Annotated in this window: 24 protein-coding genes; 14 read left to right on the plus strand and 10 right to left on the minus strand. The window is 58.4% G+C overall.

Features of this window, described 5'->3' with window-relative positions; genetic code table 11:
* The first annotated feature begins 245 nt into the window (after positions 1-245).
* A complete protein-coding gene (locus tag AAAB35_RS10140) occupies positions 246-1,037 on the plus strand; it encodes a thioredoxin family protein (RefSeq protein WP_340668157.1) in 792 nt (263 codons plus the stop codon).
* 26 nt (positions 1,038-1,063) lie between these two features.
* Here AAAB35_RS10140 and AAAB35_RS10145 read toward each other — a convergent pair whose 3' ends face one another.
* From AAAB35_RS10145 to AAAB35_RS10185, 9 genes are all read right to left on the minus strand, one after another.
* The gene (locus AAAB35_RS10145) at positions 1,064-2,239 is read right to left on the minus strand and encodes an MFS transporter (protein WP_340668158.1); all 1,176 of its coding nucleotides are present in this window, start codon (positions 2,237-2,239) and stop codon (positions 1,064-1,066) included.
* Between the two features lie 3 nt (positions 2,240-2,242).
* Complete coding sequence (locus tag AAAB35_RS10150; RefSeq protein ID WP_340668188.1) at positions 2,243-2,986, minus strand: NUDIX hydrolase; 744 nt, start codon at positions 2,984-2,986, stop codon at positions 2,243-2,245.
* Positions 2,987-2,990: 4 nt separating this feature from the next.
* Positions 2,991-3,425, minus strand: a complete 435-nt coding sequence (locus AAAB35_RS10155) for a DUF983 domain-containing protein (protein WP_340668159.1) — start codon at positions 3,423-3,425, stop codon at positions 2,991-2,993.
* Positions 3,422-5,734: a ribonuclease R gene (rnr, locus tag AAAB35_RS10160; protein WP_340668189.1), complete on the minus strand. Its 2,313-nt coding sequence runs from the start codon at positions 5,732-5,734 to the stop codon at positions 3,422-3,424. Before rnr ends, AAAB35_RS10155 begins: the two co-directional genes overlap by 4 nt.
* A 21-nt stretch (positions 5,735-5,755) precedes the next feature.
* Positions 5,756-8,350: a type I DNA topoisomerase gene (topA, locus tag AAAB35_RS10165; protein WP_340668160.1), complete on the minus strand. Its 2,595-nt coding sequence runs from the start codon at positions 8,348-8,350 to the stop codon at positions 5,756-5,758.
* A 491-nt stretch (positions 8,351-8,841) separates the two neighbouring features.
* Positions 8,842-9,975: a DNA-processing protein DprA gene (dprA, locus tag AAAB35_RS10170; RefSeq protein WP_340668161.1), complete on the minus strand. Its 1,134-nt coding sequence runs from the start codon at positions 9,973-9,975 to the stop codon at positions 8,842-8,844.
* Complete coding sequence (gene plsY, locus AAAB35_RS10175; RefSeq protein WP_340668162.1) at positions 9,972-10,586, minus strand: glycerol-3-phosphate 1-O-acyltransferase PlsY; 615 nt, start codon at positions 10,584-10,586, stop codon at positions 9,972-9,974. Before plsY ends, dprA begins: the two co-directional genes overlap by 4 nt.
* Positions 10,587-10,607: 21 nt before the next feature.
* Complete coding sequence (locus AAAB35_RS10180; protein WP_340668163.1) at positions 10,608-11,894, minus strand: dihydroorotase; 1,287 nt, start codon at positions 11,892-11,894, stop codon at positions 10,608-10,610.
* Positions 11,891-12,856: an aspartate carbamoyltransferase catalytic subunit gene (locus AAAB35_RS10185; protein ID WP_340668164.1), complete on the minus strand. Its 966-nt coding sequence runs from the start codon at positions 12,854-12,856 to the stop codon at positions 11,891-11,893. The genes AAAB35_RS10180 and AAAB35_RS10185 overlap by 4 nt, the downstream gene beginning before the upstream one ends.
* A 195-nt stretch (positions 12,857-13,051) precedes the next feature.
* Here AAAB35_RS10185 and AAAB35_RS10190 point away from each other — a divergent pair, with 195 nt between their 5' ends.
* The 3 genes from AAAB35_RS10190 (at position 13,052) to AAAB35_RS10200 (ending at position 16,604) form a co-directional block, all read left to right on the plus strand.
* On the plus strand, positions 13,052-14,116 hold the full coding sequence (locus AAAB35_RS10190) for an SAM-dependent methyltransferase (protein ID WP_340668165.1): 1,065 nt from the start codon (positions 13,052-13,054) through the stop codon (positions 14,114-14,116).
* A gap of 228 nt (positions 14,117-14,344) precedes the next feature.
* On the plus strand, positions 14,345-15,976 hold the full coding sequence (locus AAAB35_RS10195; protein ID WP_340668166.1) for an acyl-CoA dehydrogenase family protein: 1,632 nt from the start codon (positions 14,345-14,347) through the stop codon (positions 15,974-15,976).
* A 304-nt stretch (positions 15,977-16,280) separates the two neighbouring features.
* Positions 16,281-16,604, plus strand: coding sequence for a DUF6105 family protein (locus AAAB35_RS10200; RefSeq protein WP_340668167.1), 324 nt, complete (start codon positions 16,281-16,283; stop codon positions 16,602-16,604).
* On the opposite strand, the gene ruvX is transcribed toward AAAB35_RS10200, so the two are convergent.
* The gene (gene ruvX / locus AAAB35_RS10205; protein ID WP_340668168.1) at positions 16,568-17,068 is read right to left on the minus strand and encodes a Holliday junction resolvase RuvX; all 501 of its coding nucleotides are present in this window, start codon (positions 17,066-17,068) and stop codon (positions 16,568-16,570) included. The two genes, AAAB35_RS10200 and ruvX, sit on opposite strands and share 37 nt — an antisense overlap.
* 118 nt (positions 17,069-17,186) lie before the next feature.
* On the opposite strand from ruvX, the gene AAAB35_RS10210 reads away from it, so the two are divergent.
* The 10 genes from AAAB35_RS10210 to AAAB35_RS10255 all read left to right on the plus strand — a co-directional run bounded on the left by AAAB35_RS10210 (position 17,187) and on the right by AAAB35_RS10255 (position 25,033).
* Entirely contained in the window at positions 17,187-17,891 is a 705-nt protein-coding gene (locus AAAB35_RS10210) for a metal-dependent hydrolase (protein ID WP_340668169.1), read from the plus strand.
* Positions 17,892-17,942: 51 nt separating this feature from the next.
* On the plus strand, positions 17,943-19,553 hold the full coding sequence (locus tag AAAB35_RS10215) for a hypothetical protein (RefSeq protein ID WP_340668170.1): 1,611 nt from the start codon (positions 17,943-17,945) through the stop codon (positions 19,551-19,553).
* An 87-nt stretch (positions 19,554-19,640) separates the two neighbouring features.
* Positions 19,641-19,928, plus strand: a complete 288-nt coding sequence (gene gatC, locus AAAB35_RS10220; RefSeq protein ID WP_340668171.1) for an Asp-tRNA(Asn)/Glu-tRNA(Gln) amidotransferase subunit GatC — start codon at positions 19,641-19,643, stop codon at positions 19,926-19,928.
* A gap of 7 nt (positions 19,929-19,935) precedes the next feature.
* A complete protein-coding gene (locus tag AAAB35_RS10225) occupies positions 19,936-20,418 on the plus strand; it encodes a GNAT family N-acetyltransferase (protein ID WP_340668172.1) in 483 nt (160 codons plus the stop codon).
* 18 nt (positions 20,419-20,436) lie between these two features.
* Positions 20,437-21,918: an Asp-tRNA(Asn)/Glu-tRNA(Gln) amidotransferase subunit GatA gene (gene gatA / locus AAAB35_RS10230; protein ID WP_340668173.1), complete on the plus strand. Its 1,482-nt coding sequence runs from the start codon at positions 20,437-20,439 to the stop codon at positions 21,916-21,918.
* Positions 21,909-22,388 (plus strand): GNAT family N-acetyltransferase, encoded by a 480-nt coding sequence (locus AAAB35_RS10235; protein WP_340668174.1) that lies wholly within the window; start codon positions 21,909-21,911, stop codon positions 22,386-22,388. The genes gatA and AAAB35_RS10235 overlap by 10 nt, the downstream gene beginning before the upstream one ends.
* The gene (locus AAAB35_RS10240; RefSeq protein ID WP_340668175.1) at positions 22,388-23,182 is read left to right on the plus strand and encodes a YdcF family protein; all 795 of its coding nucleotides are present in this window, start codon (positions 22,388-22,390) and stop codon (positions 23,180-23,182) included. Before AAAB35_RS10235 ends, AAAB35_RS10240 begins: the two co-directional genes overlap by 1 nt.
* A complete protein-coding gene (locus AAAB35_RS10245; RefSeq protein ID WP_340668176.1) occupies positions 23,179-24,354 on the plus strand; it encodes an NAD(P)/FAD-dependent oxidoreductase in 1,176 nt (391 codons plus the stop codon). Before AAAB35_RS10240 ends, AAAB35_RS10245 begins: the two co-directional genes overlap by 4 nt.
* Before the next feature lie 57 nt (positions 24,355-24,411).
* Complete coding sequence (locus tag AAAB35_RS10250) at positions 24,412-24,777, plus strand: GFA family protein (protein WP_340668177.1); 366 nt, start codon at positions 24,412-24,414, stop codon at positions 24,775-24,777.
* 76 nt (positions 24,778-24,853) lie between these two features.
* Positions 24,854-25,033 carry a flagellar FlbD family protein gene (locus AAAB35_RS10255; RefSeq protein WP_340668178.1) on the plus strand — a complete coding sequence of 60 codons (180 nt, stop codon included), beginning with the start codon at positions 24,854-24,856 and terminating at the stop codon, positions 25,031-25,033.
* The last annotated feature ends 12 nt before the right edge of the window (positions 25,034-25,045 follow it).

The following is a 25,045-nucleotide window of genomic DNA, read 5'->3' on the forward strand; positions in this document are numbered from 1 at the left end:
CTCCATCACGACGTCGTCTATATGATTTAGTAAAGGGCAAACTAGGGTTGGCGGCATGAGAGGCTGTTATTGGTTTCCGGAACCTAGGCGCCTGCTTTTGAGCTTGCAGCATAACGGATGCCGTCCGACGCCATGAGCAGGTTCCAGCCATCTTATCGGAATACCGTCACCTTTGTTACTCGCACATAGCCGATTTCCGATGCCAGACTGGGCGACATCTGCCAAATCAGGAGGATTCAAACGCCATGACTTCATCAGCCGAAAACGCAAGCACCAGCGCGAAGACTGAAATGCACAAACCACCGGTGGTATCGCCCGAGGCGTGGGAGACAGCACGCGAACAGCTGCTTGTGAAGGAAAAGGCGCACAGCCGGGCACGCGACGCCCTCGCTGCCGAGCGCCGGAGAATGCCGTGGATGGCCGTTACGAAGGACTATGTTTTTGAGGGACCGAGCGGCAAGGTCAGCATGCGCGACCTGTTCGACGGTCGTCGGCAACTAATCGTCTATCGCGCCTTTTTCGAGCCAGGAGTGTTCGGCTGGCCCGATCATGCCTGCCGGGGCTGCTCTATGGTGGCAGACCAGGTTGCCCACGTCGCTCACCTGAACGCGCGTGACACAACCCTCGTCTTTGTCTCTCGTGCGCCCCAGTCGGACATCGCGCGGCTGAAGTCGAGGATGGGGTGGGAGATGATTCCGTGGTTGACGATTACGGACGGCTTTGATGCTGATTTCGGCGTGGACGAATGGCACGGCACGAACGTGTTCTATCGTGATGGCGACCAAATCTTCCGCACCTACTTCATCAACAGTCGCGGCGATGAGCAGATGGGCGGTACCTGGAACTACCTCGACATCACGCCGCTTGGCCGGCAGGAGGTATGGGAAGACTCGCCTGAGGGCTATCCTCAGACGCCGACCTACAAGTGGTGGAACTGGCACGACAGCTACGTTCCGGACGCCGCACCCGACAAGAAATGGGTCGAGGTCTCAGACGCCGGAGAGGCAGCGTTCCGAAACCAAGAAGCAAAGCAATGAGTTAGGATTTGGTCGCCGGCGCTTTATCAGTCCCGGCGAACCAGAAGCCTGGACCCGACAAGAAATGCGTAGGCAGCGAAGAAGATGCCAAGGGTGACAGAAAAGCCTTTGGGGCCTAGAACATCCATTCCTGCGCCAACCGCTTGCGGGCCGACCAGCATTCCGACCGCATAGCAAAATACGAATGCGGCATTCGCTGAAGCCAGTTCGCGGCCCGTCAGCTGCGAACCAAGATGCGCCAGTCCGACCGTATAGAGGCCCGCAACTACACCGCCCCAGACAAATAGCAAGGCGGCAACGAGATACCAGTTGGTCGAAATGAACGGCAGCAGGCACATGCCGGCAAGGCCGATGAGGGCGCAACCAAGAAGGATTTTGCGACGGTCGTTGACATGATCGCTGAGCAGGCCGATGGGGATCTGCAAGAGAACATTGCCGAGGCCGATTGTCGTCAGCAGCAGGGCGGCGTTGGCCTCACTATAGCCTATGCGCGAGCCGAAGACTGGAAAGAGCGCAAATCCACCGGTCTCGACGGCGCCAAATACGAAAACTGCCGCCGTGGCGGTCGGGACCGCCCAAATGAATGGCGCAAAGGGGACATGCTCCTCCTCGTGGAAATCCGGGCTGTCATTCCATGCAAGTAGCACGGGGAGAATTGCAAACAGGATGATGCCGAATCCGACCGCGAAGGGCATGATCCCGGTGCTGCCAATGCGCGAAAACAGCCAGGGGCCGAGCGCAAATCCCATCGAGAGAACGGTGGCGTAGATGCCGAGAACGAGGCCGCGCTTTTCGGGCGGGGCCGCCGCATTGATCCAATATTCGGAGAGTATGAACAGCATCGTCAGGGCAAAGTGCAGGAAGACACGCAGCACCATCCACATCCAGAAGTCAGTGAAGAAGTGAAATCCGACAAAGGAAAAGCCGCCGATGATCAGCATGGCGATCAGCGTCGGTACGACACCCAACCGCGCTGCGATGGGGGCGGCGAAAGGCGCTGCGACAATGGACGCAATGCCCGCGACCGCCGCATTGAGTCCGATCATCGTTGCCGAATGTCCGCGGCTTTCGAGAATGACACTGAGAAGCGGAATGCCGAGACCGATGGCAACACCAACAGCACTGATGGTCGCAATGGCGGCAACGAGTGCGCGCCAGTGGGTCTGAACCTTCGCCTGTTCAGCCGTCTGCATAGAATCCATGAATCAAAAGACCTCTCGGACGAATCGTCCATATTTCATGCGGTATTGAATAACGGGATTGCCCGGGGCCAGCGATGGGTTCGAACCGAGCAGGGTCTCCGCCTCCCTGATAATTAACCGGGTGATCTCGGGAATATCGAGCCGCGTCGCTTGCGCGAAGGGAAGCCAACATAGTTCCTCAAGTTCCTGGGAAGGACCAGTTGCCTCGGGCAGTATTTCGGCCACGGCGTCGCGAAAGGCGAGAAAGAAACGTGTATCGAAGCGGCGTGAGCCGCCGGGCGGCGTCGTCGCCCTCGCAAAATAGCGTAGCATCGAAAGGTCGGGAACGATCCTGCGCTCGGAGAACGCGGCCCAGTCCGGATGTTTGATGCGGGAAGGATCGTCGTGGCGACGCCCAAGAAGTAACCCGGCCTCTTCGTAGGTCTCGCGTATGGCTGCAAGGGCGAGTGCCCGGCAGCGCTGTACGCTGGGCCGGCTGCCCATGCCACCAAGGAGCTTGGTCCGGTCCGCTTCTGCAAGTTCAGAAAATGCCGACACGCGCCCGTCGAAAACCTCCGTACGGCCGCCAGGGAAAACGAATTTGCCGGGCATGAAAACATGGCGCATGTGGCGCTTGCCCAAGAGGATCCGCAGTTCCGAACCCGACCTGTCGATCAGCAACAATGACGCCGCATCGCGGGGCCGGATACGGGCCGCACGCTGCTTGTCGGCAGCATTTGCTTCCTGCTTCGAGGTGTTCACCGCCATGAGGTCACTGGTCCGATGGTTCCAGATCATCGGTCTCGCCGCCGAAACCATGCATATAGTTCGCCCATTGTAGGCCGATGATCGCACCTTTAATCGGCTGCAGCAGGGCGATCGACATGATGATCGTCAAAGGCACCCAGATTGCGAGATGCACCCAATTGGACAAGATGAAAAGGGTTTCTACGGCAAGGAACCCGCCGAGGACGACATGCCCGACAATCGTGATGGTGATATAGGCGGGAAAGTCATCAGCGCGCTGATGGGTATAATCTTCGCCGCACACCGCGCAATGGTCGACGGACTTGACGAACGCACGGAAAAGCTTGCCTTCGCCGCAATTCGGACAGCGGCAGCGAAAGCCGCGCCACGTGGCCTGTCCCACGGCACGAAGGGGGCGCGTCTCGCCGGTGCCAGCGCCAAACGTCTGTATTGTCGTCATCCTCTGCCTCTTCGCCCTCCACGCGAAATGGTGGATGGGCGCTTCTGGTTTCCGCGCACGAAACGCTTTGCCTTGTGATGCGAGCGCACCCCGCTCGGAACGGGGTGAGGCTCGGAGAGCATTTCGAACCGCAATGCACCCGCAACGGGCAATGCCTCTACCAGTCGGACTTCGACAACATCGCCAAGCCTGAAGCCTTTTCCACTCCGTTCGCCGGAGAGAGCATGGTTAGTTTCGTCGTAAAGATAGTAATCATCACCCAAAGTTGAAATGGGAATAAAGCCATCGGCACCATATGTCGCAAGCGTAACGAAAAGTCCCGACTTGGTTACGCCCTGGACGCGGCCTTCGAAACTCGCGCCGACCTTGTCAGCCAAATAGTGCGCTATGAGGCGATCGACCGTGTCGCGTTCGGCCGCCATGGCGCGCCGCTCTGCTGTCGAAATAAGCGCGGCGATCTCCGCAAGGTCAGTCTCCTCCTTGGGCGTAATGCCACCGGAACCAAGGCCAAGTGCCGCAATCAACGCGCGGTGGACGATCAAATCGGCGTAGCGGCGGATCGGCGAGGTAAAGTGCGCATAGCGGTGCAGGTTCAGGCCGAAGTGCCCGATGTTCTCGGGATTGTATTCGGCCTGCGATTGGGATCTGAGTACGACCTGATTGACAAGTTCCTGGCTCTCGCTGCCTTCGACTCGTTTCAGAATTCCATTGAACTGGTTTGGACGCAGTTCGGCGCCGCGCGCCAGCGAAATATCGAGCGTGCGCAGAAATTCCCGCAGGGTTTCCTGCTTTGCCAGCGATGGCGCGTCGTGGATGCGGAAAATCAATGGCTGCTTCTTGCGCTCCAGCGTTTCGGCAGCAGCCACATTGGCCTGAATCATGAATTCTTCGATGAGCTTATGCGCGTCGAGCCGTGGCGGCACAACTACCTTGTCGACCTTGCCCTCCGGGGTGAGGAGGATCTTCTTTTCCGGAAGATCGAGTTCGAGCGGCTCGCGTGCGTCCCGGCCGCGCTTTAGGGCCGCGTAAGCGGCCCAAAGCGGCTTGAGGATGGTGTCGAGTATGGGGAGGGTCTTGTCGTCCGGCGATCCGTCAATGGCCGCCTGAGCCTGCGGATAGGAGAGCCGCGCATGCGAGCGCATCCTAATTCTATGGAAGCTGTGCGATATTTTCTTGCCTTGCGCGCCGAATATCATCCTGACAGCCAGGGCAGGGCGGTCGACGAGTTCCTTCAGCGAACAGAGATCATTGGAGATGCGCTCTGGCAGCATCGGCACGACCCGGTCGGGGAAATAGACGGAGTTGCCGCGCTTCAGTGCCTCACGGTCGAGTGCAGAGCCCGGTGTCACATAGGCGGCAACATCGGCTATTGCGACGGTGACAATGTGACCATCCGGATTCTTCTCGTCGGTATCAGGCTCCGCATAGACGGCGTCGTCGTGGTCCTTGGCGTCGGCCGGGTCGATCGTCACCAGGGGAACGGCGCGCCAGTCTTCTCGATGTTCCATCGTCGCTGGTTTTGCCTTGTCGGCTTCGGCTATGACGCTATCAGGAAAAACGTGGGGTATCTCGTGTTCGTGTATCGCTATCATCGACAGCGCCTTTTCGCTGGCCACTGAACCGACGACCTGGGTTATGCGTCCCAATGCGAGCCCGTATCGGCTGACCTTCACGACTTCGACTTCAACAAGATCATTGGCCTTGGCATTGTTGAGCTGGGCCGGATCGATGGAAAGCTCAACCTGGCGCCGTTCGACTGGTTCGAGGCGCCATTCGCCATTGTCGAGTTTGCGCAGGACGCCGAGCACAGCATCCTTGCGGTGTTCGATTCGCTTGATGACCCGGGCGGTATAAGCGTGGCCCGATGCATCGGCACCATGGAAGATGCGCGCAAGAACGCGATCGCCGACGCCCGGTGCCGGACCTTTCTGATTGCGTGAAGGGCGAATGAACACCACGGGCGGACGATCGTGATAGTTGGGGTCCCATTCAGCCGGCTTTGCAATGAGGCCGCCGTCGCTCTCGCGCCCGGTAATATCGAGCACGGCCACGTTCGGAAGGCTGCCAGGCAGGGCCAGACGCTTGGCGCGCTTCTCAACGAGCCCGTCATCGGCAAGATCGCGCAGGATGTCCTTCAGGGCAATGCGCGCTTCGCCCTTCAGGTTGAACGCCTTGGCAATCTCACGCTTGCCGGCAAGGTCAGGATTTTCTTGGATGAATGCAAGGATTTGTTCTCGGCTCGGCACAAAAGATTCGTGCTTCGCGTCTGCAGAGGTGGCAGGCCGCTTTTTTCCGCTGGGTGGAGAGATACGGCGTGCCAATCCTGATTCCTAACTTGCCTTCTTCGCGGCAACCTTCTTAGCCGCTGGCTTCTTGGCGGCAGCCTTGCGTGCGGGCGCCTTCTTGCCACCCTTTGAGCCAGCCTTTTCTGCAATCAAGGCAAGAGCCTCTTCGACCGTCACGACTGCGGGGTCTTTGCCCTTTGGCAAGGTCGCGTTGACTTTGCCCCAATTGACATAGGGGCCGTATTTGCCGTCGCGCACGGTGATGGGACCACCATCGGGATGATCGCCGAGTTGCTTGAGCGCGGCCGGCGTGCCCCTGCCGCGGCCCGGACCCTTTGCCTGCTTTTCGGCGAGAACCGTCACGGCGCGGTTGAGGCCGATCGAAAACACGTCTTCGGCGCTTTCAAGGTTGGCGTAGGTTCCGTCATGGGCAATGTACGGGCCATATCGCCCGATCCCGGCGGAGATCATCTTGGTGGTCTCAGGGTGCTGACCGACGTCGCGAGGCAATGACAAAAGCGCCAGCGCTCTTTCTTGATCGATCGTGTCGAGCGTCCAGCCCTTGGGCAGGCTCGCCCGCTTGGCTTCCTTGCCGTCTCCACGCTGGATATAGGGTCCGAATCGGCCGCTACGGGCGGTGATGTCCTCGCCCGTATAAGGGTCCTTACCCAGAAGTTTCGGCTCGCCGCCGCTATTGCCATTCTCGTTAGCTGCCTCGCTGCCTCCGAGTTGGCGCGTGAACTTGCACTCCGGATAGTTCGAGCACCCGACAAAAGCGCCGTATTTGCCGAGCTTGAGCGAAAGGTTGCCCGTACCACAGACCTGGCAAATGCGCGGATCGCTGCCGTCTTCGCGCGGCGGGAAGACGAGGGGCCCGAGTTCCTCGTTGAGCGCGTCGAGAACGTTGGTGACCCGCAATTCCTTGATGCCGTCGACGGAACCGAAGAAGTCGGTCCAGAAATCCCGCAGCACATCTTTCCACTTGAGCTTTCCGTCAGAAATCTCATCGAGTTTTTCTTCAAGGTCGGCGGTAAAATCATATTCGACATAGCGCTTGAAGAAGCTTTCGAGGAAGGCGATCACCAGCCGTCCCTTAGCCTCCGGGATGAGCTTGCGCTTTTCAACGCCAATATACTCGCGATCGCGCAGGGTCGTAATCGTCGCCGCATAGGTAGACGGTCGGCCGATCCCGAGCTCGGTCATCTTCTTGATGAGCGTTGCTTCCGAGTAGCGCGGCGGCGGTTCGGTCGAATGCTGCGTTGCGTCGATCTTCTCGCGTGCCAAGTTCTCACCGGCGCGGATTTCCGGCAGGCGGGCGCTGTCTTCGTCGACGTCCTCTTCCTCGCGGTGATCGACATAGGCCCCCAGGAAACCATCAAATCGCACCACAGACCCTGTCGCACGCAATTGCGCCAGGCGGGAACCGTTTCGTGCCTCGATATCGACGGTCGTTCGCTCGATGTCGGCCGACTGCATCTGGCTGGCGATGGCGCGCTTCCAGATCAATTCATAGAGCCGCGCCTGATCATCGTCGAGGAACCTGCGCATTTCTTTGGGGTGGCGGTTGAAGTCGGTCGGGCGGATGGCCTCGTGAGCCTCCTGTGCATTCTTTGCCTTGGTCGAGTAGTAACGCGGCTTTTCCGGCACATATTGGTCGCCAAACACGCGGCCGATGGTCTTGCGTGCCGCCTGCACCGCTTCCGGGTCCATCTGAACGCCGTCGGTACGCATATAAGTAATGAGACCCGCGGTTTCCCCACCAAGATCCATGCCCTCGTAGAGGCGCTGCGCGATCTGCATCGTGCGTGATGAGGAAAAGCCCAACTGCCCGGATGCGGCCTGCTGCAAAGTGGACGTGGTGAAAGGTGGGCCGGGGCTGCGTTTGATCGGCTTTGACTCGACAGCCGTCGCCTTGAACGAAGCGCCTTCGAGCATGGCGCGAATCTCGCCTGCCTGTTCGCCGTTCTTGATGTCGAGCTTGCCGAGCTTCTTGTCGTCGATCGCGACAAGGCGCGCCTCGAACGGGTCGTTGCGCGGCGTCTTCAAGTGCGCTGCGATCGTCCAATATTCTTCGCGAACGAACCGTTCGATCTCCGCCTCGCGATCCGCAACGAGCCGCAGTGTCACCGATTGGACGCGTCCGGCCGAGCGGGCTCCGGGCAGCTTGCGCCAAAGCACGGGGGAAAGGGTAAAACCGAACAGATAGTCGAGCGCACGGCGAGCCAGATAGGCATCGACAAGCGGCATGTCGATGTCGCGTGGGTTTGCCATGGCCTCCAGCACCGAGTCCTTGGTGACAGCGTTGAATGCGACGCGTTTCACCGGCTTCGAGCCAATCGCCTTCTTTTGCTGCAGCACTTCCAGCACATGCCAGGAGATTGCCTCACCCTCGCGATCAGGGTCGGTTGCGAGGAAGAGCGTATCACTCTCCTTTAATGCCTTGATGATGTCGCTCAGCCGCTTCGATGATTCGGAGCTAACTTCCCAGGACATTGAGAAATCATTGTCGGGGAGGACCGAGCCGTCCTTGGCGGGCAGATCGCGCACGTGGCCGAACGAGGCCAGGACCTTGTAGCCCGAGCCGAGGTATTTGGTGATTGATTTTGCCTTGGTAGGCGATTCGACGACGACGAGATTCATTACAGATTCGAGCTTTCTGCCCTTGTCAGACTTCAAAAGTACCAGTTTCACACCGGACCAGAAGTCTGTGAAATGAACAGGCTTCTGCTCAACGTCAAGGTCTGGTTATCAAAAATCGACATTTGCAATCAAGGGTTGCTCAACGAGCTTATACAATTAATGGTAATCTCATTTCCGGCGCAAGGGCCTCGGAGATTTTTTGCCGGTCATTTGATTTGCCCGTGCGCAGTGCATAAAAAACAAAGACTTAACCAGCTATACATTAAGCAATTTCTGGTCAAATACAGCGCCATTTCAGTACAAGAATTTTTGAGGATATAGTTATGAGCAAAAGCAATATCAATCCGGTTGAGAACGTAAGATTTATTCAGCAGATGCTCGGTGAACTCCGTACGATGGCCCACAACAGCCGGCTGGAGATGCTGGCATACCTTATTGAGATCGCGTACATCGAGTGCAGCGACCAGTTGAGCAGGGAGATTGGGACGGACTCAGGGCTCAATCAGCGAAATATATCCGCCTGAGTGGCGTTGCAGGCGTCCGGCGAGATCAAGTTCGAGCAGAATCAGCATGATCATGGAAGGATGCAATCGGCTCGCTCGAATGAGATCGTCAATCTCGGTGGGAACAGGGCTGAGCAAATTGACGACACGGTCTCGGTCGGTTTCGTTTGGGGGATTGAGCGAAGGGAACTCCATTTCGGGAGCCAGGAAGCCGGGCCCGTCGGACATCGGTTGATCGACAAGCGGCGTCAGAGCCTCGATCACATCCTGCGTACATGTGGTGACGGTGGCACCATTCTTGAGCAGGTTGTTCGTGCCTTTGGCCCTTGGATCGAAGGGCGATCCCGGAACGGCGAAGACCTGTCGCCCCAGTTCGCCGGCCAGACGAGCGCTGATGAGCGAGCCGGATCGTTCTGCCGCTTCCACGACGACGAGCCCTAAAGAAAGCGCGGCAATGATCCTGTTTCTGCGCGGGAAATCCCTCGCGCGGGGTTCCCAGCCAAAAGGCATTTCGCTGATGGCAGCGCCGTGGCGGCGGGATATTTCACCGTAAAGTTCGATGTTTTCCGGCGGGTAGGGCATGTCCAGCCCTCCGGCCATGACGGCCACTGTCCCATGATCAAGGCTAGCCTCATGCGCGGCTGTATCAATGCCGCGCGCAAGGCCGGATATGACTGCAAAACCCGCCTGTCCGAGTTCTCGCGCAAGCATACGGGCGAACTTGAGACCTACCAGGGAAGCATTGCGCGCGCCGACGATGGCGACCGGAGGAAGCCGGAAAACGTCAGGATTACCTTTGATCGCAACAAGTGGCGGTGGGTTATCGCATTGCCGCAGATAGCGCGGAAAGTCGGGCTCGCCGATGCCGACGAAGTATGCACCCATCCTGATGGCCGCCTCCATTTCCCGTTCTGCATCATCAAGACTTGCAATGCGGATGGGACGGTGTCGGCCACCCCGACGAACGAGTTCCGGGAGCATTTCCAGCGCATCAGCGGCGGATCCGCAATGAGCGATCAGATCGCGGAACGTTGCGGGCCCGACATTCTCGCTCCGGAGCAATCTCAGCCAGGCCAGGCGCTGGCGATCTGAAAGGCGAATGCCCTTCTTCGCGTCGTTCACCCTTTGGATCCGATCTTGCCCTCAGTGCCAGAGACGAGGCGCTGGATATTGGCGCGATGCTTTATGAAGACGATCATGGTCAGCACGACGAACAGCGCAGCGATCTGGTGCAGGCCAATGAGATAGAGTGCGACTGGTACAACCGTGGCCGCGACGAGGGCTGCGAGCGACGAGTAGCGCGTCGCATAGGCGACAGCCAACCAGACCGCGGCAAATACCAGCGCTCCCTGCCAGAACAGGCCGAGCAGAACGCCGAGGTAGGTGGCGACGCCCTTGCCGCCTTTGAATTTCAGCCAGAGCGGAAAGATGTGACCGAGGAAAGCGCCCAGTCCTGCAGCGATAGCCGCTCCCGGACTGACGATTCCCGCTATGAGAACGGCAGCAGTACCCTTCAGCATATCGAGGAGGAGAGTAGCGGCAGCAAGTTTCTTGTTGCCTGTACGCAGCACGTTGGTCGCACCGATATTGCCGGAGCCGATGCTGCGGACATCTCCAAGTCCGGCCATGCGGGTCAAGATCAAGCCGAATGGGATGGATCCCAGCAGGTAGCCGAAGACCAGTGCAAATAGAAGCAGCGGTACCCCCGCTGGCCCGCTTGAAAAATCCAACATGCATCGACCCCTTGGCGGCTTCTAGATGGAGAAGACTGAATTTCCTGCAACGAATGTCTGAACGACGCGCCCCTGGAATCGCGCCCCTTCGAAACAGCTGTTCTTGGAACGCGACCGGAGATCTTCTTCCTTCACAACCCACGGCTCGTCAAGATCGACTATGGTCACATCCGCCTTGGATCCGGGCCGCAACGAACCGGCCTCGATACCGAAAATTCGGGCTGGCGCGCTCGACAGCGCGTCGACGATGCGCAGGAGCGGGACGTCGCCATTGTGATGAAGCCTCAGCGCCGCCGCGAGTAGCGTCTCGAGTCCGATCGCACCGGCCGCCGCGTCGGCAAAGGGCAGGCGCTTGGTATCGACATCCTGTGGATCATGGGCCGATACGATGATGTCGATCGCGCCTTCGCGCAACGCTTCAACCATGGCGAGCCGATCCTCCTCAAGCCGCAATGGCGGTTGAAGCCGGAAGAAGGTACGGAATTCTCCGATATCATTCTCATTCAGGGATAGATGATTGATCGAAACGCCGGACGTCACGTTGAGACCGTCCTGCTTGGCCCGGGAAATGACCTCCGCCGACATGGACGTTGAGATTTGCGCTGCATGATAGGCGCCCTTGGTGAGGGCGGCGAGGCGCATGTCTCGTTCCAGAGGGATGACCTCCGCTTCACGTGGGGTACCGGAAAGGCCGAGCCAGCTCGCAAAGAGCCCCTCGTTCATGACGCCGTTGATGCCAAGGTAAGGATCGTGGGCTTCGTGCGCGAGCACCACGCCGAAGTCGCGCGCATAGGTTAGTGCCCGGCGCATTAATTGCGTGTTGGCGATGGAATGGCGACCCTCGCTGATCGCGACCGCGCCCGCCTCGCTCAGCAGCCCGATCTCGGTCATCTCCTCGCCATTAAGGCCCTTGGTGACAGCGGCCGCCGGATAGACATTGACCACCGCCGTATCGCGGGCGGTTCGAAGCACGAATTCGACAAGAGCAACATTGTCGATGACCGGATCGGTGTCCGGCATCATGATCATGGAGGTAACACCCCCTGCCGCCGCCGCATGGCTCGCAGAAGCGATCGTTTCGCGGTGCTCGGCACCGGGCTCGCCAATGAACACGCGGGCGTCCACAAGGCCCGGGAGGACGGCCTTGCCCTTGCAATCGATTATTGTTGCGCCTTCGGGCGTGCCCTGGTTCCGGGCATCGGCACCGCTTGCGACGATACTGTCGCCCTTGATGATCAGGGTTCCGATTTCGTCCAGTCCGCGCGAAGGATCGACGATGCGGGCGTTCTGCAGAACGGTCGTGCTCATCCTGCGACTCCTTCGGCATTGCGGCGCGGGTCAAGCAGGGCTTCCATCACTGCCATGCGCACGGCGACACCCATTTCGACCTGTTCCTGAATGACGCTCTGCGAGCCATCGGCGACGTCCGAAGCGATCTCGACACCGCGATTCATTGGGCCAGGATGCATGACCAGCGCATCGGACTTGGCATATTTGAGTTTTTCCCGGTCGAGGCCGTGATAGCGGAAATATTCGCGTACAGAGGGAACGAACGAACCGGCCATGCGCTCGCGCTGGAGGCGCAACATCATGACGACATCGGCGTCCTTCAGCCCGTCCTCCATCTTGTGGAACACTTCCGCCCCCATGTGCGCAATGCCGGAGGGAAGCAGAGTCGACGGTGCAACGACACGAACGCGCGCTCCCAAGGCATTGAGGAGAATGATGTTCGATCGTGCGACACGCGAATGCAGAACGTCGCCGCAGATTGCGACGGTCAGTCGCTCGACTTTTCCCTTGGCGCGGCGGATCGTCAGCGCATCTAGCAAGGCCTGCGTCGGATGTTCATGCGCGCCGTCCCCGGCATTGACCACGGAGCATCCCACCTTCTGCGCCAGCAATGCCGCTGCGCCGGCCGATGAATGGCGGATGATCAGTATGTCAGGACGCATGGCGTTCAGCGTCATCGCCGTGTCGATCAGCGTCTCGCCCTTTTTGACCGAGGAGTTGCCGACCGACATGTTCATGACGTCGGCGCCAAGCCGCTTTCCGGCAAGTTCGAAGGACGATTGCGTCCGCGTCGATGCCTCGAAGAAAAGGTTGATTTGGGTTCGGCCGCGCAGGACGCTCTTTTTCTTCTCGGGCTGCCGCGAAACGGCAATCTCACCTTCGGCAAGATCGAGAAGCTGAGTTATGTCCTGCGGGGAAAGACCCTTGATGCCAAGTAGATGGCGGTGGGGAAAAAGGGGTGGGGGCGTTTCTGATGTCATCTCAGGTTTCCCCTATAGGCCTGATGCTACGTTGCTGCAAGCTTCGGCTCCCGATATCCTCGTTGATCCCCAATATCGACGCGAACAGTGGAACATAAAGTCCAGGGACTAGGCAACCGGGCGGCATTTGCTGCTGTTCGCCGACAGGCGTATAAACATTGGTGCCAGTGACTACTCATTTCAATTGGGGGCAGCATGTCAGATGGCGTTATCCCGACTCGTGCCGCCATGGAGGGCGACGGATACTATAATCGCCATTCGGCCATGCAGGCGGCCGGCAATTCCGCCGCCCTGTCGCTCTGGCAATCAGCGGCCAACTCTGTTGCTTTTGGGGACGAGTCGCTTGTCATTGTCGACTATGGCTCATCGCAAGGTAAGAACTCCATGGACCCGATCGCTATTGCGATTCAGGCTCTGAGGGCGCGCGCAGGTTCTGAGCGGTTTGTCGAGGTGATCCATACGGACTTGCCCTCGAATGACTTCACATCGCTCTTCACCGCGCTCGAGAACGAGCCGCAGAGTTACATGAGGGGAGCTGAAGGAATATTCCCGTCTGCTGTCGGGCGCAGCTATTATGAAGCACTCTTGCCTCCGGGGCGCGTTCATCTCGGCTGGAATTCCTGGACGATGCAATGGATGAGCCAACATCCCATCGATATTCCCGATCATATTTTTGGTCTGCACAGCAAGTTCGAGAAGGTTCACGATTCGCTGCTTCAGCAGCAGGCTCGCGACTGGCGACTGTTCCTGGAGCGCCGGGCCGTCGAACTGCGCGCCGACGGGCGTCTGCTGTGCCTCTTTCCGGGAAGACCAGAAGAGAAAGTCGGTTGGGAATGGCTGACGAGTGAGTTGTGGCTCGCCTTGCTCGATATGAAAGACAACGGATTACTATCCGGCGATGACTTGCTGCACATCAATATCCCGACGGCGCCACGCAAACTCGCTTCCATTCGCGCGCCGTTCGCCACTGAAAGTGGCCAGTTTGCCGGATTGCGGATCGAGCATGCGGAAATTCTGCCCGGCCCGGATCTGCATTGGGATGCGTTCGAGCGTACCGGCGATGCGTTCCCGCTTGCGCGCGGATGGACAGGCATGATGCGGGCATTTTCGGGCCCGACGGTCGCCGCGGCCCTCACCGGGAAGCCCGACCGGGCCGCTTTGGTCGATGAGCTCTTCCGCAGGCTCGAGACGCGTCTCGTGTCCAACCCTCAGCGGCATGAACATTTCGTCGCCGTCGTCCTGCTGCACAAGGTGAGTTGAGACGCACTTGATCTCGTCGCACTGCCTGCGGATTATTCTCTCCAGCTCAATCCTAGAGCCTTCGATCACGTGGATCAGATTCCGCTCGATATCGACTAACGCCCACGAGATCATATATTGAGGGAGTTAACCGCTTGTCAGATTCTTCGCACCATAAAGAGTTTGCGCGCATCCGCATGCTGATCAAAACATAGGCGTGCGACCACCAAAGCTAGTCAGGACTGTTTCTTGAAAACCCATGACGTTCTCAACCAGACGCCGCCGATGACCGGTCTCAACGCCTATCTCGGTGATCCGTTGTTGATGCAGATCACCAAGCGTTTGCCGCAAGAGGTGCGCAAGGAGTTGGAACAGAATGGCCGTTTCGTCCTTTCCGGCGACGCGCAGGACCTCGCAAGGTTGGCAAACACGGAAACGCCCAAGCTTCGTACGCATGACCGCCAGGGTCGACGCATCGATGTCGTCGACTATCATCCAGCCTACCATGCGCTAATGCGCCGGTCGGTGTCGCAGGGCCTGCATTCGTCGATCTGGGAAGACGGCAAGGGGGAAGCAGGATTGCGCCATCAGGCGCGCGCCTCGCGTTTCTATCTGGCGGCACAACTCGAGTGCGGACATCTCTGCCCGCTGACGATGACCAGCGCTTCGCTCGCAGCCTTTATGGCGGCGCCGACACTCTATCGCGAATGGTCGCCGCTGATTCTGCCGCGCAAATATGATTCCAGCAACAAATCGCCGGCAAAGAAGGCGGGCCTGACCCTCGGCATGGGTATGACCGAGAAGCAGGGCGGCACCGATGTTCAAGCCAATACAACGCGCGCCGAGCCTGCGGGAAGCGGCTTTTATCGGATCACTGGCCATAAATGGTTCATGTCGGCACCGATGTCCGATGCGTTCCTCGTCCTTGCGCAGGTTCGGGAGGGGCTTTCGTGTTTTCTCGTACCGCGCATCCTGCCCGACGGAAGTTCCAATGGGTTCTGCTTTCAGCGCCTGAAAGACAAGCTTGGCAATCGTTCCAATGCATCGTCGGAAGTCGAATTCGAGAGTGCTCTTGGGCAAATGATCGGCAATCCGGGCGAGGGCGTCAAAACGATCATCGATATGGTGACGCTCACTCGCCTCGATTGTGCCGTGGCGTCGGCCGGTTTGATGCGGGCCGGACTTGCGGAGGCGGTCCATCACACCCGCCACCGAGTTGCGTTCGAGACACCACTCATTGAAAAGCCTCTTATGCTTCGTGTCCTCGCCGACATGGCCCTTGACGTTGCCGCCGCAACAGCGCTGGCAATGCGCCTGGCGCGGGCCTTCGACAACGCGGCCAAGGATCGCAGCGAAGCGGCCTTTGCGCGCGTCATGACCCCCGTCGTCAAATACTGGGTGGCAAAGATTGCGCCGGCCATGCTCTATGAAACGATGGAGTGCCTCGGCGGCAACGGTTACATCGAGGAAGGCAATCTCGCGCGCTTTTACAGGGAAGCCCCCGTCAACGCGATCTGGGAAGGGTCAGGAAACGTCATGGCTCTCGACGTCGTTCGCGTTCTCAAGCGAGGCCCGCAGCTTTTCGATGAAGTTCTGAACTGGATTGGCGCGCAACTCGGACGCGGAGGACAGGGGACCGTGGAGGTGCTACGCGCCGCGATGCGCGTGACCGAGAACGACGAAGGTGCGGCACGCATATTGACAGAGCAGCTTGCGCTGGCTGCAGCCGGCGCGGAATTGCGGCATCTGCAATCGGAAGACATTGCCGATGCTTTCATCGAGACACGGCTCGGCGGCCAATGGCGCACGACCTACGGCATGCTGGATGCACGCCACAACGCCAAGAACATCGTCAATTCGCTCTATCCGGCCTCCGCCTGATTCTCGGCGCTAGTCGGCCGTCACCTCATCACGTAGGCAAGAACGATCAACACTCGGTGCACGCACTGCGTGTGCTCATCATTATTGCCAAAAATGGGCTGGTGGCTCGACAAAAATGCCCCCGAAGCGCGCAAGAGGGCTCGCTAATAGCTTCAATTTGAATTAAATTTTTGTAAATTAACCTTAACAAACGGTTTACGTTGCGGTCTATTTCTTAAACGATAACACTGTCGTTCGAAATTGCACTGCAAATTCGCAGGGTTAAGATAAAGTGATTACGTGCTTCCCATGGAGGAGTTACTGAATGCGCAGCTTCCTGATTTTCTGGGCGGGACCGCTGACGTTCCTGTGGGGATGGTATTTTCTGTCGTACTACGATCTCAGCATGGGCATGTATTTTTTCAGCCGCGACATGCATGATCTCGTTTTTCAGATTTACGGACAGGCGCTGGGCATTGCGCCGGAGAGCATTCCACCACTGGTTGCGCGTGCATGTATCCTCGATACAGGCCTGGTCCTGGGCCTGATTGCTTTTCGGCGCCGACGCAAGATCATTGCGTGGGTTAGGGATTGGCGTGCTGCGCGCGCCGGTTACGGGAAGGAACTGCCGTCGATATCGGTTTCCTGACGCAGAGCCCGCAAGCGATCCAGGGCACCCTGTAAAATGAAGGCGGCCGCAGCTGAATCGATACGTTCGGCGCGCTTCTGGCGCGAGACATCCATTCCGATAAGGACGCGCTCGGCTGCAACCGTCGACAACCGTTCATCCCAGTAGACGAAGGGTAGTTCCGTCAGCTTTTCCATGTTGCGCACGAAGGCGCGGGTTGCCTGCGCCCGCGGCCCCTCGCTGCCGTCCATGTTAACCGGCAGACCGATGATGATGGCACCGACATTGTCTGTGTTAAGCGACTTCAACAGATCCTGGGCATCGTGGGTGAATTTACGGCGCCTTAGCACCGGACGCGGATTGGCGAAAGAGAACCCGCGATCGGAAATCGCAATCCCGATCGTCTTGGTTCCGAGGTCGAGACCGGCGAGGGTCTTGCCCTCCGCGACACGCGTCTCAAGTTCTTCAATCGCCAATACCGTCAATTTGATGGGTTCCTGCACTTGAAATGGCGGGTGATAGATCGCTTTAATTCGCCACGCCTGACACATAGCGTTTCTACACTGGCGTGGCGAGCGTTCCAATGAATGAAGGGATAAGGACATGAAGATTACTTGGCTTGGGCACTCGGCCTTCCGGCTCGAAACCGCAAAGAACACGATCCTGATCGATCCGTTCCTTAACGGGAACCCCGGCGCAAAGGGCGTGGATGTGAAAGAAGCCACCAAGGGGGTCAATCACATTGTCCTGACGCATGGGCATGGCGATCACGTCGGCGACACGATCGCACTGGCAAAGGAAAGCGGTGCACTTGTTACCGGCAATGCGGATCTTGTGTCCTGGCTTGCCTCAAAGGGCGTTGGCCGCGTCGATCCCACCAATACGGGTGGTACGGTTTCCTATGACGGCTTTACCGTTACCTACGTCAATGCGCTGCATTCGTCGGCACAATTGACTGAAGACGGCGTCTCCCACTCCCTTGGCAATGCGAACGGCGTTGTGCTGCATTTCGATGCCGATCCGACGCTCTATCACATGGGCGATACCGACATATTCTCTGACATGGCGCTGATCAACGAATTGCACGACCCTCAGATCGGCATCCTGCCGGTAGGTGACCGCTTCACCATGGGAGGTGCCGTGGCAGCACTTGCGGCGCGCCGCTATTTCAAGTTCGAGCAGGCTATTCCCTGCCACTACGGGTCTTTCCCGATTATCGACCAGACACCGGATAAGTTTGTGGCTGGAATGGATGGCGCGGAAACAAAGGTCGTTGTTCCGAAGACAAATCAGCAATTTACGATTTGATTCGAAGTTGCTAGATCAACGCTGGCTCGTTTCGATGCCGGGAGAAATGACGTGCGCAGACTGCTTCTTGCTTCCCTTTTGATGACATCGGCATTGCCGGCCTTCGCTCAAACCGTCGACACGGACGGTGCGAAGGCACTCGCTGAAACGCTGTCAAAATATCTCGGCAGAACCGCGATCGAAAACAAGATCGTGAACGTGGTGCCGGAGGGTGACAGTTATCGTGTCACGCTCAGTACCGCAAAGCTTCTAAGTGCGCTTCCGAGCGGCAGTTTTTTGAAAGGCGATTTCGGTGATTACGGCCTGCTCGCCCGGCCGCTTGCCGACGGTTCCTGGAACGTGTCCGCTACGACTTTCCCTCCAGGCTCGATCGAGATGGTCACGCCCACCGGTCCTGAAACACTGCAATGGTCGTTCGAGAATGGCGCGTTGAACGGCGTTTATGATCCGAAGCTGGGCACATTCTCGAAGTCCGACTTTTCCTACGGCTCGTTCAAGATGAAGTCGACGAGTGCGGTCCAGGACATGGAGGCGAGTGCAGGGCAGGCGAAAGGGCAATCGACGGGGATGGTAAATCCTGCTGGCGGCGTCGATGTCAGCACCGCGCAGACTGCCAGGAATTTCGTGGAAACGATTCTCATGAAATCGCCGCCAGCCGAGAAGGATGATGCGAACGGCGCCACCACAGCGCCGGAGCCGAGCTCACCCGACCAACCGCTAAAGGTCGTCGTTCGTGGCGGCGACGTATCATTCTCGGCGGATGGCAAGGGCGCACGCAACCTTGAGGTCTTGGATTTGTGGGCCTTCTTCGTTGCCCACTCAGACCTCAAAACCCTGACTGATCCCGAACAAGCGGACCTTAAGGCCAAGCTTCTGGCTGCACTGCCGCTTTGGGAAAAGCTGACGGGTTCATACAGGTTCGGCGGGGTCGGTGTCGAAACGCCGCTTGGCGAGTTCACAGCCAGGAATATTGCGCAGGAGATCGATTTGGACGGTGTCAGTAAGGATGGTGGCTACCACTTTGCGCTTCGCACCAACGGACTTACCTACCCGGCCTTGCCCATACCCGATTGGGGGCTGCCGTTCCTGCCAACGGATGTCGAATTGGCTTTCGGCGCTGAAGGCGTCGATCTTGATACGCTGGCGAGGGCGGCGATTGCCGACATGGACGTCAGGAGGGAAAAGCCCTTTTCGGATGCATTTGAGTCCGGCGCCACTACGTCATTTATTACCAACCCGCCGAAAGTGGTTATCGACAAGAGCCTTCTGCGCACGGCCGATAGCGAAATTACTGTCGAGGGTGAGGTCTCGTTTTCCGGCATGAAGCCGACAAGCCGCACCACCTGGGAGATGGCGGGGTTTGATGCCGCACTCGATCGCCTGAACAAGGCGGCCGAGCATGAGCCGGAGGTGAAGAACTACATTGTCTTTGCCAAGCTTGCCAAAGACTTCGGCACGCAATTGCCGAATGGTCATATTCAGTGGATCGTCGATCAGCAGGCGGACGGCTCGGTCAACGTCAACGGCAATCCCGTCAAGGGACCGGATCCAGTTTTGTCGCCAGACGATGACGATGCGCTGGACGGGAGCACCCTTGATAACAACATCATTAATCCGGATGCCGGCGATGACAGCGAAACCGGAGATGCTCCGCAGCAGTAGCGCGCATTTCCTTGTTTCTTGTCCGTTGCACTCAGGCGCGACCGCAACTATAGCTCTGGAGGAAATCTCCAAAGATCAGGAAGTCCCATGTCTGTCGATGTATCCACTGTCAAGCGCGTTGCGCATCTTGCCCGAATTGCCGTGAGCGAGGCGGATGTCGAACGCATGACCGGCCAGTTGAATGCTATTCTCGGCTTCGTGGAGCAACTGAACGAAGTCAATGTCGAGGGCGTCGAACCGATGACGTCGGTGACGCCGATCGCGATGAAGAAGCGGCGCGACGAAGTCGACGATGGCGGCAAGGCCGCCGATATTGTTGCCAACGCGCCTATCCATGAGGAGAATTTTTTTGTTGTTCCGAAAGTCGTGGAGTAATCGGTCAATGGCTATCTCCATTGCTGTCGAAACACCCCTGCAGGATGATGTCAGATCACTTGTCGCAGACCTGAATGATCATTTGCTGCCGCTTTCTCCGGTCGAATTCCAGTTCAAGATGACTGTCGAGCAAATGGCAGGCGCAGATACAACCGTGTTCGTGGCTCGCGATGAAAACGGTCTTGCCATTGGATGCGGGGCTCTCAAGGAACATGGCGCAGGTCTCGGCGAGGTCAAGCGCATGTTCACCCGTCCAACGGTTCGTGGGCAGCGCGTGGGATCAGCCCTGCTTGACGCCATTACAGCTATGGCCGCGGAGAAGAGCTTAACACATCTCGTGCTTGAAACGGGCGTCGGTCCAGGTTTCGATGCTGCGTGGCGGCTCTACGAGCGGTCCGGTTTCACCCGCTGCGGCGTGGTGCTCGATTATCCGGATTCCGAACACAGTGCATTTTATGAAAAGCGGCTGGCGCTGACGCCGGCCCAATAGACAGGACTAGTCTCTGATATGACCGATTTGACCGCTCTCACCATTGCCGAGGCGCGCGACCAGTTAAAGGCGAAGGCGATTACGGCCACGGAACTTGCTGGCGCCTATATCCAGGCGATCGAGAACGCAAACGAGGCGCTGAACGCCTATGTCGCGACTACGCCCGAAAAGGCGCTGGAGATGGCCAAGGCTTCCGATGCGCGGCTTGCCGCGGGGCAGGCGGGCGCGCTCGAAGGCATTCCGCTCGGTATCAAGGATCTGTTCGGCACGGAAGGCGTTCACACTCAGGCGGCGTCGCATATTCTCGACGGATTCAAGCCGCATTATGAATCCACCGTCACGGCCAATCTCTGGGCGGATGGCGCAGTCATGCTCGGCAAGCTCAACATGGACGAGTTCGCCATGGGCTCATCCAACGAGACTTCGTATTACGGCCCCGTCAAGAACCCTTGGCGTGCCAAGGGTTCGAATGCGGACCTCGTTCCGGGCGGATCGTCCGGCGGTTCCGCTGCCGCTGTTGCAGCACACCTTTGTGCCGGTGCTACCGCGACCGATACCGGCGGTTCCATTCGACAGCCCGCAGCCTTTACCGGGACGGTCGGGATCAAACCGACCTATGGGCGGTGCTCGCGCTGGGGTATTGTCGCTTTCGCATCCTCGCTGGACCAGGCCGGCCCGATCGCTCGCGACGTGCGCGACGCAGCAATCCTTCTCAAATCCATGGCCTCCGTCGATCCTAAGGATACAACGTCCGTCGATATCGCGGTTCCTGACTACGAAGCCGCGATCGGCAAGCCGCTTGCCGGGCTCAAGATCGGAATACCAAAGGAGTATCGCGTCGACGGCATGCCGGAAGACATCGAGAAGCTTTGGCAGCAGGGCATTGCCTGGCTGAAGGATGCCGGTGCCTCGATCGTCGACATTTCGTTGCCGCACACGAAATACGCCCTCCCTGCCTATTACATTGTTGCGCCCGCCGAGGCATCCTCGAACCTCGCCCGCTATGACGGCGTCCGCTATGGTTTGCGCGTGCCGGGCAAGGATATTGTCGATATGTACGAAAAGACCCGCGCCAGCGGCTTTGGCGAAGAGGTCAAGCGGCGCGTGATGATCGGTACCTATGTCCTTTCGGCCGGCTACTACGACGCCTATTATCTGCAGGCTCAGAAGGTGCGCACGCTGATCAAGAAGGATTTCGAGGACGTGTTCCATGCTGGAGTCGACGCCATATTGACGCCGGCGACGCCATCGGCGGCATTTGGGATCGCTGATCAGGATATGGCGGCCGATCCAGTAAAAATGTACCTGAACGACATTTTCACCGTCACGGTGAACATGGCAGGCCTGCCGGGCATCGCTGTCCCCGCCGGGCTCGACGCAAGGGGCCTGCCGCTTGGATTGCAGCTCATCGGGCGGCCTTTCGACGAGGAGACCTTGTTCCAGGCTGCCTATGTCATCGAGCAGGCCGCCGGAAAGTTTAACGCTCCGAAATGGTGGTAATCCGGCGCGCAACAGAAGCCGACATTCCGGCGATTGCCGTGGTCGGCTCCCGCGCCTGGGCGTCCAACATCTTCTCTTTCGAGCCTGAATTGCCGGGTATGCGCGCCCATGTGGAGAAGGCATTTCAAGAGTTCGCCAACACGTCCTATCCGCATGTGATGGTTGCTGAAGTCGACGCGACGATCGTCGGTTGGGGCGCGCGCGAAGAGGATAATGACTATATCTCGGACCTTTGGGTTGAACCGGCGGTGCAGCGGCAAGGCATTGGTTCGCACCTCTTGCACGTCCTGAAAGATGCGATAGCAGCGGCTGGCTATACGAGAGCGCGCATCAGCACCCATGCGCGCAATACCGGCGCCATAAAGCTCTACCAACGCGAAGGTTTCGCAATCATCGAACAAAACACCGAATGGTCAACCAGTCTCGAGCGTGAAATCGAAAAAGTGCAGATGCTGGCGGAACTTGGCTGATGTTTTTCGCTATTTCGAAAATCTTCTGGTTCTTCGCACAGCCCCTCAATTTCTCAATCCTTTTAACGGCCGTTGCCTTCATAGCCGTTCTGCTGTCACGCAAGCGGCTTGCTCTGGCCGCAGCGGGTCTGGCGTTTCTCATTCTGGGAATCGGTGCCTGGACATCGGTCGGCGCGATCATGATGCATCCGCTGGAGGATCGCTTCCAGCGTCCCGCGGCCATGCCCGACAAGATCGATGGCATCATCGTCCTCGGTGGTGGCTTCGAGGCTGGCGTCAATCTCGTGCGTGGCGGCTATGAGCTCAACGGGAGCGGCGATCGTTTCGTCGAGGCCGCCATCTTGGCTCGACGCTATCCCGAGGCAAAGGTTGTCGTTACCGGCGGCGCAGGTGACCTGATCCTTGATGGGGAGGCCGATGGCGTCACAGCCCCACGATTGCTTACGGCCCTTGGTGTCGCCCCTGAGCGCCTTCTCCTTGAGAGCAAGTCGCGCAATACCTATGAAAATGCAGTCTTTACCAAAGCTATGGTCGACGCCAAGCCTGGTCAGACCTGGCTGCTGGTTACTTCAGCATTTCACATGCCGCGTTCAATGGGCTTGTTTCGCAAAGCGGGGTTTGACGTCTTGCCCTGGCCATCCGATTACCGCACCTCCGGGAGGGAAACGCTCGGGATCGCGCAGGACAACGCGCAGGATTCGCTGCAGAACCTTTCTATGGCGCTGCGGGAATGGATCGGTCTTTTCGTCTATAGGATGACGGGACGCATCGACCAATTGGTCCCCTCGCCATGAAGGTTGATGTACTTATCATCGGCGCTGGCGCTGCGGGCATGATGTGCGCAATTGAAGCGGGCAAACGTGGGCGTTCGGTGTTGATCATCGACCACGCCGCTGCGCCTGGCGAAAAAATCCGCATTTCAGGCGGTGGGCGCTGCAATTTCACCAATCTCAATGCCGCGCCCCAAAACTATATCAGCGCAAATCCGCACTTCTGTATCTCGGCGCTCCGCCGCTATACCCAACGGGATTTCATTGCGCTCGTCGATCGCCATGGCATCGCCTGGCACGAAAAGACGCTCGGCCAGCTCTTCTGTGACGGCTCGTCCAAACAAATCATCGACCTGCTCGTTACCGAAATGAAGCGTGCCGGTGCGGAACTGCGCTTGCGCACCACGGCAAATACAATCGAGCCAACCGGCGATGGCTATCTCGCCGACCTGGACGGGCAAAAGGTGAAATGTGCGTCCTTGGTCGTTGCCTGCGGGGGGAAATCAATTCCAAAAATGGGCGCGACAGGATTTGGTTACGAAATCGCTCGGCAGTTTGACATTCCGGTTACAGAAACGCGTCCGGCACTGGTTCCTCTGACTTTCGACGAACGAACGCTCGCGCCGATCAAACCCCTGTCGGGCGTCGCGGTCGATGCCGTGGTGACCCATGGCCGGACCAGCTTTGCCGAGGCGATGCTATTCACGCATCGTGGGCTCAGCGGCCCATCCATCCTCCAAATCTCTTCCTACTGGCGCGAAGGCGATACCATTTCCGTGGCGATGCTGCCCGGCACCAAGGTCTTCGAAACGCTACGCGCCGCCCGCTCGCGCAATGGCAAACAGGCCTTGCAGACCGCATTGGGCGAACTCCTGCCCAAGCGGCTGGCGCAACTGATCGCCGACACCAGCAAGATCGACAAGCACCTTGCCGATATTTCTGACAAGCAGCTTATGCCTATTGAGAAAGCCGTCAATGAGTGGCAGGTGAAGCCCGCGGGCTCGGAAGGCTATCGTACGGCCGAGGTGACGCTCGGGGGGGTCGACACGGGCCAGCTTGACCAGAAAACGATGGAAGTAAAATCGCGCAGGGGACTTTACTTTATTGGTGAGGTTGTCGACGTAACCGGTTGGCTCGGCGGCTATAACTTCCAGTGGGCTTGGTCGTCCGGATGGGCCGCCGGACAGGTTGCATAAGCCTGCAGAAACTGAAACTCTCCAGATGAACGCGTCTCGCACTGGAGGGAGAAAATCATGGCCATACTTGCAAGCTGCCATTGCGGCGCCATCAAATTCGAGGTGAGCGAAGTTCCGGCCTCGGTGACGGCATGCACATGTACGTTTTGCACGAAGCGTGGCGCCCTGTGGGCCTATTACACACCGGACCAAGTCAAGCTTTCGGTGACGCCCGAAGCGGATGCCGTTTATTCGCGTAATGGCTTCAGCAAACATCACCACTGCAACATATGCGGTTGCGGCACCTTCTCGGAACTTCCGACTTGGGTCGATCACAAGCCGGATTTCGAACATCCGCGCAACAGCGTGAACGTGCGACTGTTCGACAACTTCGATATTGCTTCGTTGCCGGTCGAGACGATCGACGGGCGAAATCTCTGGTAAGGATCGTTGCCTCTAGTCGAGAATCCTGCTTCCTTGACCCTGGGCGCGATGTTCAGTCAAACAGGGAGGTAGGGCCATGTGGATCAAGCTGACCGACGTCAACGGTGACCACATCACCGTCAATTTCAATCATGTTGTTTCGTTCAATCCCTACGGCACCGGGACCCATATCGTCACGACGACAGCCGGGCTTACTTTTTTCGTTAAGGAAACCATCGAAGAAATACAGAGTAAGGTTGGCATTACAGCAACCTGAACGGTTCCTGAA

The sequence above is a fragment of the Phyllobacterium sp. genome, from assembly GCF_037994425.1.
Lineage (GTDB): Bacteria > Pseudomonadota > Alphaproteobacteria > Rhizobiales > Rhizobiaceae > Phyllobacterium.